Genomic DNA, 13,564 nt, shown 5'->3' with positions numbered 1-13,564 from the left:
GAGGCGCCATGCGTCTGTTATTGAAGATGTTGTTTGTCGGCGGCATGACTATCGCGATCATGATTCCGCTGTTGTTGATCCGCGGCACCATCACGGAACGTCAGTTCTATCGCAACGAAGCCGTCGCCAATATCGCCCGCAGTTCCGCAGGCGCCCAGGCGTTCTCCGGCCCTGTGCTGGTCGTGCCGTACACGGAGACCGTCGAAGTCGAAGAAAAGAACGACCAGGGCGAGGTCGTGCGCAAGCTCAAGCGCGACGGCGCCTCGGGACGCTGGACCTTCTTCCCCGATCGTCTCGACGTGCAGGGCAAGCTGATCCCGAACACGCGGAAGTTGGGCCTGCACGAAGTGCGCGTGTACGAGCTGCAGGCGCTGGCCCGGGCTGGCTTCAACGTGCACATCCCCGCCGACGAGAATCCGGAGCTGCCGCGCAAGATCGGCCAACCCTGGCTCAGCTATGGCATCGCCGATGTGCGTGGCCTGGCAGGTACGCCGCAGTTGCGCGTGGATGGCCGCGAGATGGAACTGCTGGAGGGATTCGGCAGCCGCGACGGCGGTGGCCTGCATGTCCGCCTGCCGACGCCGATCGCCGGTTCGCAGTTGAAGCTGGACACGCGGCTGGATGTGAAACTGGGCGGTACCGAGTCGCTTGCGCTGGTGCCGTTGGCGCGCAGCAATACGTTCAAGCTCGACTCGGCCTGGCCGCATCCGCGTTTCGGTGGCGACTTCCTCCCGCGCCAGCCCAGCGTGAGCGGCAAGGGATTCAGCGCGCAGTGGGAGGTGTCGTCGCTGGCTTCGAACGCGCAGGCGCAGTTCCTCGCCGGCAAGACTTTGCCGTCCATGGAAACCACCCGCGGTTACGCTCGCAGCGAAAGCGATAACGGCCCGGCCTTCGACACTGGCGGCATCGACGCCGTGGGCGTGGCGCTGGTAGATCCGGTCAACGTCTATTCGCAGGCCGACCGCGCGAGCAAGTACGGCCTGCTGTTCGTGGTGCTGACCTTCGTCGGCTTCTTCATGTTCGAGCTGATCAAGCAGCTGCCGATTCACCCGGTGCAATACGGCCTGGTCGGGCTGTCCCTGGCGATCTTCTTCCTGTTGCTGGTGAGCCTGAGCGAGCACATCGCGTTCCATTGGGCCTATCTGGTTGCGAGCGTGGCGTGCATCGGTCTGCTGGGCTTCTATCTCAGTGCGGTGCTGCGCCGTGTCGGCCGCGGTCTGGGCTTTGCGACGATGCTGGCGACGCTGTATGCCGCGCTTTACGGCCTGCTGGTGTCCGAGGACAACGCGCTGGTGCTGGGTTCGGGCCTGCTGTTTGTGATCCTCGCCGCGATCATGGTGATCACGCGCAAGGTGGATTGGTATCAGTTGGGTAGCGGACGTCCCGCGCAATCGGCGGTGTGAGTCATGACGCGAGCGGCGGCCCCGGTTGGGGTCGCCGCTTCGGCTTCCAGATCTTTGTAGAGCCGAGCTTGCTCGGCTGCTTTTTCTCCCGCGTGGTGGACAAAGCAGCGGAGCAAGCTCCGCTCTACAACGCCAGCACTGCTGAGTGCTATGCGAACAGCGACACGCCGGGCACCAGCCACAGCGACAGGCTGGCCAACCCGACACCAATGCCCGTCGCCGCCAGCACATCGCTGGGATAGTGCAGGCCCAGGACCACGCGCGACACCGCTACGCTCGCGGTGAACGGGATCAGCAGCCACGCCAGTACCGGATAGTGGGCGAGGGCGACCAGGCTGAAGGCCACCGCATGCAGCGTGTGCCCGGACGGGAACGAGAACTCGTCCAGCGGCGCCACCCAGGCCCGGATGCGCGCATCGCTGGCGAACGGGCGCGGCCGGCGCGTCCAGCGCTTGAGCACTTTGTACAGCGTCAACGCGATCAGGCCGGTCGCGGCCATGTGCGCAGAAGCCGCGAGGCCCTGCATGCCGTCGATGACGATCAGGGCGGCCATCAGCACATACCAGAACACGCCATCGCCCAATCGGCTGATCGCGGCGAAGTAGGCGCGTGAACTCTGCAGCTCGCCGAGTCGGTTCGCGCGAAGGCACCAGCCGGATTCGTTGGCGAGCAGGCGCTTGGGCAACGTCGTCTTCATGCGACCTCCTGGTTGGCCTGCGTGGCGGATTCGAGCGTGTTCTGTTCGCGACGGCCGGCGAGGTCCTGCAACAGTGCGTCGAAGTCGGCGGCGACCTGGTCCGGACGCAATCCGCTGATCGCCTCGCGTCCGGCACGGCCCATCGCCGCCCGCAGTGCGCTGTCGGTGGCGATGCGAATTACCGCGCTCACGAAGCCCGCGTCATCGCCATCGGCGATCGCGGCGCCATGTTCGTCGTTGCGAAGATGCTCGCGCGCTGCGCCGTAGTCGAACGCGATCGTGGGCACGCCGCTGGCCATGGCTTCGAGCGTGACGTTACCGAAAGTCTCGCTGTGGCTGGGAAACACGAACAGGTCGCCGCTGGCAAAATGCCGGGCCACCGCCTCGTCGCGTTGGATTCCACAGAACACGAAGTCGGGGTTTTCCTGCTGCAGCTTCGCGCGCGCGGGACCGTCGCCGACCCAGACGAAGCGCGCATCGGGCCGCGACTTCTGCAATTCGCGGAACGCACGCACGGCGAGATCGAGATTCTTTTCCGGCGCGATGCGGCCCACATAGATCGCCGCCACGCCATCCTCGCCCACGCCCCACTGCGCACGCAGCGCGGCATCGCGGCGAGCCGGGTCGAACAGTTTCGTATCGACCGCGCGCGGCAACAGCACCACGTCGTTGAAGCCGTTGCCCTGCAGGAACTGCTGCAGCTCGCGCGTCGGCACCAGCGTGGCGTCGGCGCCGTTGTGGAAGCGGCGCATCCAGCGCAGCGCGGTCTGCGCAAGGAAGGCCGCGCCGTAATCGCGCATGTATTCGTCGAAGCGGGTGTGGAAACCGGTCGATGCCGGAATGCCAAGGCGCCGCGCCGCACGCAGGGCCGACCACCCCAAAGGGCCTTCCGTGGCCACATACAGGGCATCCGGCCGTGATTTCTGCCATTGCGCGATGAGCTTGCGCGTGGCCGGCAGGCCAAAGCGCAGGCCCGGGTACCGCGGCAGCGGGGCGCCGCGGACCAGGAACTCGTGTTCTTTGCCGGGAGCATCCGCGGCTTCGTTCGCCTGACGCGGACGGATCACGCAGACCTCGTGGCCGCGGCCGCGCAGGCCCTGTTCCAGGCCTTGCACGGTCAGGGCAACGCCGTTGACTTCCGGCGGATAGGTCTCGGTGACGATCGCGTAACGCATGCGCAGCTCCCGGTTTTGGGGAGATTGCGCGTGCCGCGTGTCCCGGCGGTTGCAGGCGTGTGACGGCCGAATGACGCAGTCACGTGTTTGTAGAGCGGACGCAGGCGTCTTTTGTAGAGCGGAGCTTGCTCCGCTGCCGTTGCATCACGGTTCCGGCCAATGCGAAAGCCGAAAGCAGCCGAGCAAGCTCGGCTCTACAAAGCAAAGGCAGCCGAGCAAGCTCGGCTCTACAAAGCGGGGATCTGTGCCTGCTGACGCTGCATCAGGAACGCGTGCGCCATTTCCGTGGACAGCCCGTGCAGGGTCAGGCGGAAGCCGGCGCGCAGGGTCGACATCGGCACCAGCGGGTGTTTGTTGTTCACCAGCATCAGGTGATTGCGCGCGTCGAGGATCGTCGCGGTATACAGCCCGATGGTTTCGTCCAGCTGCAGCGAGTTGGTCGCGCGCCAGAAATCGCTGTCGGTGAGCAGCAGCTGGTAAATCGGGGTGAACAGCTCGATCGAGCTCTGTAGGTCGAGGAAGTTACGGCGTCGCGCCGGCATGTCCTCCAGCCGCAAGGGTGGTTGGTGCAGCATCGAGAAGTCCGGCTGCGCGATCGGCTCCAGCTGGCGACCGGCTTCGCGCAGGTTCTGGTTGAGGCGGATGACGAAGTTGAAGAGGTTGAGGTCGTGGACCAGGAACATGTCCTCGCGCACGTCCGCGACGACCTGCGGTCGCAACGGATTGGTAGTCACATGCACCGGCGCGTTCTTCGCGATGAACTCGAGGATCTGCGAACCCAGGTGGAAGTGACGCAGGATCAGCCAGTTCGCCTCGGGCCGGATGAAGTTCTCCATGCCCCAGGCCAGTAGCCGGTGCAGTGTGCGCGAGAACGCCATGCGCTTTGGGGTGAACACCTTGAGTACCTGGAACACCACGATCAGCGTGCGCGCCAGCGGCCGGATGAAGGGCAGCAGGTACTGGCGCGAACGCGAGCCCGAATCGGCGAGCCAGGCGCGCTTCACGTCCTCGGCGATCGGCGTGCTCTGGTCGAGATACATCGCGAGCCACGGATTGGGATCGCGCGGATCGTGGCCGTAGGCGAGGAAGTCGGGCGTGGATTGGGTCATGGCATCACATGCTCGAACTGCATTAGGTAGAGCTCGGCGGTGCGGCGGGCGGTCTCGATGATCGCGCGCGCTCCGTGTCCGGTCGCGTCTTCGTGCTCGAGCACGATCTCGACCGCACGCAGCCAGCGCAGCAGATGGTGCTCATCGTTGGCGCCATGGTATTCGAGGAAGCGGAATGCGTCCGCCGGCAGTGCATCCGGGCCCTGCATCAGGCTCGCCTTCATCAGCGGCAGCAGAGCGGGAATGATGCGCTGGCCGGTGCCTTCGATGATGTAGATCGCGCCGAGCAGGCCCAGTGGGTTGGGCGTGGCAGCCAGTGCATGCAGATAGCTGTTGAGCGCCTCACCACCGGGGTTGCGCCGCAACGCATCGAGCTCGCCGGTGCCGCCGGCCCTGCGGTAGTCGGAATACAGGATCTCGTAGTCGTTCTGCTCGTCGCCGGCGTGGGTTTCGATCAGCGACGCCAGGGCTTCGTATGGCGCACGCACCGAGGCAGCACCTTCGCGCATCCATTTGCTGCCTTCGCGTACCTGCGGAATCCAGTTCTCGGCCCAGCGCACGTAGTCGGGCATGGTGAAGCCGCGTTCGCGCAGCTTGCGGATCACGGGCGTGCGCCAGGCGCGCGAGCGGTAGTCGTGCCAGATAGTGGCCAGTTCGCCGAGCAGATGGCGCAGCGCCGCGGGTGCATTGGCGGGATCGTGCGGAGGCGCGATGTGTTCGTCATCCCGGCGCAAGCCGGGATACAGCCTGTCGGCGGCGCCATTTCTCAGTGCGGTTTCAGCAACTGGCGCATCCGCCGCCTCGACTTCGATCAGCACGAACGCCACGGTGAAGCGTCCGGATTCGGGAATGAAACACAGGATCTGCTCACCCGCGCGCAGCGTGCGCGTGCGCAGGAACTCGTCGAGCATGATGAAGATTGATGCCGCGCCGGTATTGCCACGCGAGGTGAGATTGCTGAACCAGCGTTCGCGCGGAATGGCCAGTCCCGCCTTCTGCATCAGCTCATCCACGACCGGCGCGAAACGCTCGGACGAGTAATGGCAGAGGAAGTGATCGACGCGCGCCGGATCGATCCAGCCGCCATGGGCGAGCTTGGCGTATTCGTGCACGCCGACATCGAACAGATGCGGCAGCAGACGAATGTCCTGGCGCAGGAACAACGCACCGTCGGCTTCGGCGTCCTGCCACGAGTCGCGATCGATATGACGGCCGCCCTCCGCATCCATGCCCAGCTGCATGCACACCGGATAGTCGCCGGCGAACGAACGCTGGTGGATGAAGCGCAGGCGCAACCGCAGCCCCTGCGTCGCCGGCTGCGAAGTGAGCTGCAGCGCGCCGGCACCATCCGAGAGCATCCAACGCAGGAAGTGCGCATCGAAATCGGCGTCGTAGCCGCGCGCGGCATAGCGCGAACGCTTGAACAGGCGCGAAGGCATCTCCGCCGCGGCGACCATCGCGTGCGCGTGCGCGCCGAGTTCAACGGCGGACGCAGCGGCTTCCCATGCATTGACGCCCGAAGCACAGATGCCGTGACTGGAAAGGATCTGCATCGGCGGCGCGGACAGTTCGCCCTGCACCATGCTGGTGAAGCCGGGCATCAGCACATCGCCACCGGAAGTGCCGCAGGCCAGCATGCCGATCGCATCCAGCGACGACGGTGCGCCCGACACGTGCGTCGAGGCGAGGCAGTCGCGGATCGCTGCCGCGGCCATCTCCGCGCAGGAGTGCACGGTGCGGCCTTCGTTGTCGATCGCGTAATGGCGGGTGAGGATGCCGTTCTCGCCCAGGATGCGGCGCTTGATCCGGCTGGAGAGCTTGTTGAGCGGCGCCACGTAGGCGTCCATGGCTTCGTTGTCGACGGGAGCGCCCGGCAGGAAGCGGCCGGTGGCGTGGATCCAGGTGCGTTCGAAGCGGGTCGGCATCAACAGTCCTCATGCAGTGGCACGCGTGCGCAGCACGCACGCGACGGATACGCGAACCATGGAGGCAGTCTGGCCGGAAAGAAAGGGGTTCGTTGCCGGTCTCCCTGCAGGAGACCTTCATCGCGGCTGGTCAGTCGGCTGCGGCCTTGTGCGATGCCAGACGCGCATCGGCGGCATGGAGTGGCAATGCGCTGCCGGCCCAGCGATCGAATACATCGAGCAGGAAGCCGTAGTTGCCCTGGTAGCAGGCGTGGTGCAGGTGATGCCGCCGGCTGGCCGCCCGCCAGCCACGTGCGGGTGCAACGCGGCTGAATTCGTAGTTCGAATGGCCCAGGTTGTTGAGCGCGATGCTGAGGATGGTCAGTCCCGCCAACGCCTGCAGGCTGAAATCGTGCATCAGCATCGGCAGCAGCGGCACGCTGCCGAGCAGCATCGCTTCCACCGGATGCAGGGCGTAGGTGGAGAATGGTGTGGCGGTATTCGAACGATGGTGATCGCCATGGAAGCGGCGCAGCAGCCGCGTGTGCAGCAGGCGATGGTTGGCGTAGAAGTGCAGCTCGTTCCAGAAGAACAGCACGGTTGTTTCGCTCGCGATGCGCAGTAGCGACGGATCGTGCGCAAGTCGCGCCCAGCCCAGCTTGAGCATGCCCCACGGCGCGAGCAGGCCGATGCCGAATACGAGGATTGCGCCGATGGATTCGCCGATCTCGCGGCGCAGTTGTCCACACGCGAGCGGACGTGGATCGAGCACGCGTCCATAACCCAAGCGCGGCAGCAGATGCCGCGTGATCCACCAGGTGAAGCCGCCGAAGCTGAAGTACAGCGCCGAGAACCAGGCCGTGCCGTAAAGGACGACCAGCCAAGGCGTCAGTGCGACGAAGGCTTCAGCCATGGTTACGGGGGGCGCCGCGTTCAATCCCCTCGCCCCGCTTGCGGGGAGAGGGACAGCGCCGCGTAGCGACGCAGGGTGAGGGGACGTCCGCGGTGCAGCAAAGGCGGCCCCTCATCCGCCCTACGGGCACCTTCTCCCCGCGCAGCGGGGAGAAGGAGAAAGCGATACCTGCCGTGTATCGGAATGCATCCGCTCAGACGCGATGCAGCGCGGCAGGCGGCGTCTGCACCAGACGCGGCCAACGCGCGAGCACCGCGGTGCGGATGCCGTCGACATCCAGCCCGGCTTCGGCCAGCAGCTGTTCGCGGCTGGCGTGGTGCTGGAATTCGTCGGGCAGGCCGAGGTGCAGGATCGGCAGGGTGATGCCCTCGGCGGCGAGCAGTTCGGCAACGCCCGCGCCAGCACCGCCGGCGACGACGTTGTCTTCCAGAGTGACGAAGCCTTCGTGCGTCTTCGCCAGTTCCAGGATCAGTTCGCGATCGAGCGGCTTCACGAAGCGCATGTTGACGACAGTGAAACCGAGTTCCTCGCCGACCTTTTCCGCGGCCGGCACGATCGCGCCGAAGGCGAGCAGGGCGATGCGCGAGCCGCGACGACGCACTTCGCCCTTGCCGATCGGCAAGATGTCGAGCGCCGGTTGCACGGCGACGCCCGGACCGCTGCCGCGCGGATAGCGCACCGCGGCAGGGCCTTCGTAGCGGAAGCCGGTGCTGAGCATCTGCCGGCATTCGTTCTCGTCGGCCGGCGCCATCACCACCATGCCGGGAACACAACGCAGGTAGGACAGGTCGAGGTTGCCGGCGTGGGTCGCGCCGTCCGGGCCGACCACGCCGCCGCGATCGATCGCGAACAGTACGTCGAGGTGCTGGATCGCCACGTCGTGCACCAGTTGGTCGTAGCCGCGCTGCAGGAAGGTCGAATAGATCGCGACTACCGGCTTGGCGCCTTCGCAGGCCATGCCCGCAGCCAGCGTGACCGCGTGCTGTTCGGCGATGGCGACGTCGAAGTAACGCTGCGGATATTCCTTGCTGAAGCGCACCAGGCCCGAGCCTTCGCGCATCGCGGGCGTGATGCCCATGAGCTTCGGATCGGCGGCGGCCATGTCGCAGAGCCATTCGCCGAACACGTCGGTGTAAGTCGGCTTCTTCGCGCCGGTCTTGGCGACCAGGCCCTTGCTCGGATCGAACGGGCCGACGGCGTGGTAACCGATCTGATCGCCCTCGGCGAGCTCGTAACCCTTGCCCTTGGTGGTGATGATGTGGAGCAACTGCGGACCCTTGAGGGTCTTCAGCGTCTTCATCGCGCCCAGCAGCGCATTGAGATCGTGGCCGTCGATGGGGCCGGTGTAGTGGAAGCCCATCTCCTCGAACAGCGTGGAGGGCACGAACATGCCCTTCCAGTGTTCCTCCCAGCGCTTGACGAACTTCGCCGCCGGCTTGTGCTTGTCGCCAAGCAGCTTCTTGCCGCCTTCACGGATCGCATTGAGCGTGCGGCTGCCGGTGAGCCGGCCGAGCATCTTGGTGAGCCCGCCGACGTTCTCCGAAATCGACATCTGGTTGTCGTTGAGGATCACCAGCAGGTTCGGCTCTTCACCGCTGTCGCCGTGACCCATGCCGCCGGCGTGCATCAGTGCCTCGAAGGCCATGCCGCCGGTCATAGCGCCGTCGCCGATCACCGCGACCACCTTGCGGTCGTCGCCCATGCGCTGCAGCGCCACGGCCATGCCGAGCGCGGCCGAAATCGACGTCGAGGAGTGACCGACGCCGAAGGTGTCGTATTCGGATTCCTCGCGCTTGGGGAATGGCGCGACGCCGTCCTTCTGCTTCACCGTATGGATGGTGTCGCGGCGGCCGGTCAGGATCTTGTGCGGGTAGCACTGGTGGCCGACGTCCCAGACGACGCGGTCGACCGGCGTGTCGAACAGCCAGTGCAGGGCGACGGTCAGTTCGATCACGCCCAGCCCGGCGCCGAAGTGGCCGCCGACCATCGCCACCTGTTCGATCAGGTAGGCGCGCAGTTCGTCGGCAACCGCGCGCAGCTCCTCTTCGGGGAACTGGCGCAGGTCAGCGGGGACCTGGATTCGGGAAAGACGCGGATAGCGCTGCGGATCGATCATGCGGGGGACTGCCACACCAAAACGGCAAGTCGGTCATTGTCCTGCCGGCTGGGATGGGGGGCAAGCTGAAAAACCCGCAGCCGTGCATGGCTAGCCGCGCGCGCGGCGTCACCCTGAGGGGCCGTTGAGTCCTTGGCGGGCGGCTGTTTAGCGTCCGCGCAGGCGTCCGAACAAGCCCGACTTCTGCGGTTCCGGCTCCGGTTCCGGCTCGCGGTAGGGCTCGGCGTAACCGGTGGCGAGGTTGGCGTTGACGAAGTCGGCGACTTCATCGACGGGTACACCGCAGGCGGCGGTGACTTCGTCCAGCGTCGCCGGGCCCTTCATCATCGCGGTGGCGATGCGGAAGTGCTTGGGGAATTCGCGTTCGGTCTGCGGCCACTTCAGCAGGCGATAGCGGGCGCTCGCATCGAAGCCCGGCATCAGTTTGCCCCTGCCGGCTTGCAGCGCACAGAACCAGAGCAGGCGCGACAGCGGTTGGGCCTGGCCGAGGATGGTGGTTTCGTTGGTCCAGGCTGCGGCGTCGACTGGAGCGAAGTCGCCGGCCTTGAGTACCGATTCGACGTGCGACGCCAGCGGTTTGAGCGTGGCCGGGCCGAAGTACTGGTTCTGCTCGATATCCATCAGCACGCTGGTGCCGCCACGCTGCAGGCGTACGCGGCCGCTGAGCTGGCCCGGTGCGAGCCAGTCGATCAGGCTGCGATCGCGCGGCGCGGCGGGTTGTGGAGCAGGAGCGGACACGGGTGCTGGTGCGGGTGCGGCGGCCGCCGGGGCGGTCGCGCTCGGTGCGGGCGGCGCGGCGCTGGGTGCCTCCACCCGCGGCGCCGGCGGAGCGGCGGGGGTGTCGAGGGTGGCAGTCACGGCGGCCGAGGGACGCTGGTCCGGAGCGGCGACTTCCTCGTTGACGACGGGCTTGCTCAGTTCCTCGGGCAGTTGATGCTGCGGGGCCGGAGCGGCGGTGATTCCGTGCGGTGCGGCGCCATCCGCCGTGGGAGCGATCTCCTGCAGCAGTTCGGCGACCGATTCGGCATTGAACGGCTTGCCCAGGCGGAAGTCGGTCTGCGCGCGCGGTGCCGAGGTCAGGCCGATCACGACCTTGCCAGCGCCGTGCAGGCGCAGCCAGCTCATCGGTCCATACATGCTGTCCATGTCGACGACGACGTGCGTGGCGTCCTGCTCGGATACCAGCGGCCAGCGGCCGCCGGCGCGCATGCTCGCTTCGGCGAACGCGGACTTCAGGGCGGTTTCGGTAGCAGCGTCCATGCCGGTGAGGCCGAAAGTCGGGAGCATGTCCGGTCCAATCAGAAGAATGTGACAGAGCGTCGAGTGTTGCCCGTGGAGATGGCAACGGTCAACGCGCGGGGCGCGTCAGCTTGTGACGCTCTCCGGCCAGGTGGGACGGCCATCACGCGGCCGAGCATCGTGTCCCGTGCATGGAAAGGCACGGAATTCAGGCCTGCATGCGTGCGTTCTTCGGCAGCTGGCTCTTAAGGAACGCCATCTGGTCGGCCAGGATGTTGCGGTTCGAAAGGATCAGATGCTCGATCCAGCTCGGGCGATACGGCACCGCGAGCAGCGGCATGCTCGCCTGTTGCGGCGTGCGGTTGCCCTTGCGCGAATTGCAGTGGAAGCAGGCGGCGACCACGTTCTCCCACACGTCGCGCCCGCCCTTGGACACCGGCAACACATGGTCGCGTGTGAGCTGCGGACGCGGGAAGTCGTTGCCGCAGTACATGCACAGGAAGGCATCGCGCGCGAACAGCGCGACGTTGGTGAGCGCGGGCGTGGGATCGAGTGCGTGCGCCCGGGCATGGCCGCGCGCGGCGACGATCGGGTGCAGCTCGAGGATGCTTTGCGAGCCGGTCAGGCGGCAGGTGCCGCCATGCACCTCCAGGCACGGATCGCCCATGGTCCAGGCGACCGCGCCGCGCGCATACAGGCAGGCGGCGTCCTGCCAGCTCATCCAGTCGAGCACTCGGCCGTGGGCATCCAGAGAAAGCAAACGGACCGCATTAAGGCGGTCCGTTGAGGGTCGGGTAGCAAATTCAGGCGTCGAATGGAGGGCCGGATCGCGCGCGAGCATGTCGGCGGCGCGGGTTCCGGTTCGGACAAGCCTCAGAGTGGCTGTGTCGGTCTCCATTGGGAAACCAGCTTATACGCCTATGTTTACGTTTTGTGTACCCGCCCGCGAGAACAACAGGTGACGAGCGTGCCGATGCCGCGCGCGCGGCTTGTGAAAGGCGGCTGCGATATCGCTCTTTCGCCGTCATCCCGGGATTTTCTGCTCCGCTCCCGTCACCTGAATGCGGTGCCACGCTGTCCTGTTTCAGCGCGGAGATCCACTCATGTTCACGCGTCGAATGCGGCTTCTTCCAACGTCGTCAGCGTGCCCGCCGCTGCGCCCATCGCCGCCGCATGCGCCAAGGTCCGCGGCAGGATGCGGGCGAAGTAGAAGCGCGCGGTTTCCAGCTTGGCCTGCTTGAATGCCGACGATTGCGATGAAGCCTGCGCGGTCGCCGCGCTGCGTGCCCACCAGTAGGCGAGGGCGACGTAACCCGAATACATCAGGTAGTCGTACGAAGCCGCGCCGACTTCCTCCGGGTTGGCGAGCGCACGCTGGCCGACCTGCAACGTGAGCTGTTGCCATTGCGCGACCTTCTCGCGCAGCGGGCCGATGAATTCGGCGGCGGCTTCGTTGCCGGGGTATTCGCCATTGGTGCAGGCATCGCAGAACTGCGTGATCATGCCGAGGAACAACTTCAGGCCCGCGCCCTGCAGCTGCATGATCTTACGGCCGAGCAAGTCCAGTGCCTGGATGCCGGTGGTGCCTTCGTACAGCGTGGTGATGCGCGCGTCGCGGGCGAGCTGCTCCATGCCGTGCTCGGTGATATAGCCGTGGCCGCCGAAGCATTGCAGCGCGTGGTAAGTGCATTCCACGCCCCATTCGGTAAGGCAGGCCTTCACGATCGGAGTGAGGAAGCCGACCAGCGTGTCGGCTTGCGCGCGCTCTTCCTCCGACGCCGCGCGCTCTGAAATGTCTACCTGCAGGCCGGCGTGATAACTGAGCACGCGGCTGCCTTCGATCAGCGCCTTGCAAGTGAGCAGCATGCGGCGCACGTCGGGCTGCACGATGATCGGGTCTGCAGGTTTCTCCGGGAATTTCGGACCCGACAGCGAGCGGCTCTGCAGGCGTTCGCGCGAATAGCGCAGCGCGTTCTGCCAGGCACGATCCGACAAACCAAGGCCCTGCACGCCGACACCCAGGCGCGCGGTGTTCATCATGGTGAACATCGCCATCAGGCCCTTGTTCGCCTGGCCGATCAGATAACCCTGCGCGCCATCGAAGTTGAGCACGCAGGTTGCCGAACCATGGATGCCCATCTTGTGTTCGATGCTGCCGCAGCGCACCGCATTGGCTTCGCCGATCGTGCCGTCGCGTGCCACCTTGTACTTGGGCACGATGAACAACGAGATGCCCTTGCTGCCCGCTGGAGCATCGGGGAGCTTGGCCAGCACCAGATGCACGATGTTGCCGGTCATGTCGTGCTCGCCGGCGGTGATGAAGATCTTGGTGCCGGTGATCGCGTAGCTGCCGTCGGCGTTCGGCACGGCCTTGGTCTTGAGCAGGCCCAGGTCGGTGCCGCAGTGCGGTTCGGTCAGGCACATGGTGCCGGTCCAGGTGCCGTCGACCAGCGGCTTGAGGAACACCTCTTGCTGCCACTCCTCGCCATGATGGATCAGCGCATCGGTGGCGCCGTGCGAGAGCAGCGGGAAGTTGCCCCAGGCGAGATTCGCCGCGTCGATCATTTCCTTCAGCGGTACGCCGGCCAGATACGGCAGCCCCTGGCCGCCGAATTCCACCGGCGACACCAGTCCGGTCCAACCGCCTTCCACGAACTGCGCGTAGGCCTCCTTGAAGCCAGGCGGCGTGGTCACCGCACCGGTAGCCTGATCGAACTTGCACCCGATGCGATCGCCGACTTGGTTGAGCGGTGCCAGGACGGTTTCGGTGAAGCGCGCGGCTTCGTCCAGCACCGCGTCAAGCACATCGCGCGATGCATCGGCATGGCCCAGTCGCGCGAATTCGCGTTCGGCACCCAGCACGTCGAACAGCACGAAACGCATGTCGTTGAGAGGGGCTTTGTAGGTGCTCATGTCGGCGGCCAGGGTTGGAGTACGTGGAGTCGAACCCGCGTGTTGAACGCGCGTCCGCGATGGTGTCGGGAGTCTGCTGCCAGCGCCTAGAGTCG

At 66.0% G+C, this 13,564-nt stretch carries 10 protein-coding genes; 1 reads left to right on the top strand and 9 read right to left on the bottom strand.

Annotated features, from left to right (window positions below):
• The first annotated feature begins 8 nt into the window (after positions 1-8).
• The gene (creD, locus tag ACYVGK_RS13995) at positions 9-1,403 is read left to right on the top strand and encodes a cell envelope integrity protein CreD (RefSeq protein WP_460734738.1); all 1,395 of its coding nucleotides are present in this window, start codon (positions 9-11) and stop codon (positions 1,401-1,403) included.
• Between the two features lie 148 nt (positions 1,404-1,551).
• Here the strand turns inward: creD and ACYVGK_RS13990 are convergent, their stop codons facing one another.
• The 9 genes from ACYVGK_RS13990 to ACYVGK_RS13950 form a co-directional block, all read right to left on the bottom strand.
• Entirely contained in the window at positions 1,552-2,100 is a 549-nt protein-coding gene (locus tag ACYVGK_RS13990) for a phosphatase PAP2 family protein (protein WP_460734736.1), read from the bottom strand.
• A complete protein-coding gene (locus ACYVGK_RS13985; RefSeq protein WP_460734734.1) occupies positions 2,097-3,275 on the bottom strand; it encodes a glycosyltransferase family 4 protein in 1,179 nt (392 codons plus the stop codon). Before ACYVGK_RS13985 ends, ACYVGK_RS13990 begins: the two co-directional genes overlap by 4 nt.
• Positions 3,276-3,502: 227 nt before the next feature.
• Complete coding sequence (locus ACYVGK_RS13980; protein ID WP_460734732.1) at positions 3,503-4,384, bottom strand: DUF6999 family protein; 882 nt, start codon at positions 4,382-4,384, stop codon at positions 3,503-3,505.
• Positions 4,381-6,309, bottom strand: a complete 1,929-nt coding sequence (locus ACYVGK_RS13975) for a 3-oxoacyl-[acyl-carrier-protein] synthase III C-terminal domain-containing protein (protein WP_460734730.1) — start codon at positions 6,307-6,309, stop codon at positions 4,381-4,383. Before ACYVGK_RS13975 ends, ACYVGK_RS13980 begins: the two co-directional genes overlap by 4 nt.
• A 130-nt stretch (positions 6,310-6,439) precedes the next feature.
• A complete protein-coding gene (locus tag ACYVGK_RS13970) occupies positions 6,440-7,201 on the bottom strand; it encodes a sterol desaturase family protein (protein ID WP_460734728.1) in 762 nt (253 codons plus the stop codon).
• 193 nt (positions 7,202-7,394) lie between these two features.
• Positions 7,395-9,317, bottom strand: coding sequence for a 1-deoxy-D-xylulose-5-phosphate synthase (dxs, locus tag ACYVGK_RS13965; RefSeq protein WP_460734726.1), 1,923 nt, complete (start codon positions 9,315-9,317; stop codon positions 7,395-7,397).
• A 147-nt stretch (positions 9,318-9,464) separates the two neighbouring features.
• Positions 9,465-10,604, bottom strand: a complete 1,140-nt coding sequence (locus ACYVGK_RS13960) for a hypothetical protein (protein WP_460734724.1) — start codon at positions 10,602-10,604, stop codon at positions 9,465-9,467.
• 160 nt (positions 10,605-10,764) lie between these two features.
• A complete protein-coding gene (locus tag ACYVGK_RS13955) occupies positions 10,765-11,454 on the bottom strand; it encodes an HNH endonuclease (protein ID WP_460734721.1) in 690 nt (229 codons plus the stop codon).
• A 209-nt stretch (positions 11,455-11,663) separates the two neighbouring features.
• A complete protein-coding gene (locus ACYVGK_RS13950) occupies positions 11,664-13,469 on the bottom strand; it encodes an acyl-CoA dehydrogenase C-terminal domain-containing protein (RefSeq protein ID WP_460734719.1) in 1,806 nt (601 codons plus the stop codon).
• Between the last annotated feature and the right edge of the window lie 95 nt (positions 13,470-13,564).

It is taken from the genome of Lysobacter tyrosinilyticus (assembly GCF_054779815.1).
The sequence above is the reverse complement of the archived record's forward strand: the minus strand, read 5'-3'. Positions and strand labels throughout refer to the sequence as shown.

Coding starts and splice junctions, on each gene's coding strand:
- creD (WP_460734738.1), top strand. CDS start 9: ATGCGTCTGTTATTGAAGATGTTGTTTGTCGGCGGCATGACTATCGCG.
- ACYVGK_RS13990 (WP_460734736.1), bottom strand. CDS start 2,100: ATGAAGACGACGTTGCCCAAGCGCCTGCTCGCCAACGAATCCGGCTGG.
- ACYVGK_RS13985 (WP_460734734.1), bottom strand. CDS start 3,275: ATGCGTTACGCGATCGTCACCGAGACCTATCCGCCGGAAGTCAACGGC.
- ACYVGK_RS13980 (WP_460734732.1), bottom strand. CDS start 4,384: ATGACCCAATCCACGCCCGACTTCCTCGCCTACGGCCACGATCCGCGC.
- ACYVGK_RS13975 (WP_460734730.1), bottom strand. CDS start 6,309: ATGCCGACCCGCTTCGAACGCACCTGGATCCACGCCACCGGCCGCTTC.
- ACYVGK_RS13970 (WP_460734728.1), bottom strand. CDS start 7,201: ATGGCTGAAGCCTTCGTCGCACTGACGCCTTGGCTGGTCGTCCTTTAC.
- dxs (WP_460734726.1), bottom strand. CDS start 9,317: ATGATCGATCCGCAGCGCTATCCGCGTCTTTCCCGAATCCAGGTCCCC.
- ACYVGK_RS13960 (WP_460734724.1), bottom strand. CDS start 10,604: ATGCTCCCGACTTTCGGCCTCACCGGCATGGACGCTGCTACCGAAACC.
- ACYVGK_RS13955 (WP_460734721.1), bottom strand. CDS start 11,454: ATGGAGACCGACACAGCCACTCTGAGGCTTGTCCGAACCGGAACCCGC.
- ACYVGK_RS13950 (WP_460734719.1), bottom strand. CDS start 13,469: ATGAGCACCTACAAAGCCCCTCTCAACGACATGCGTTTCGTGCTGTTC.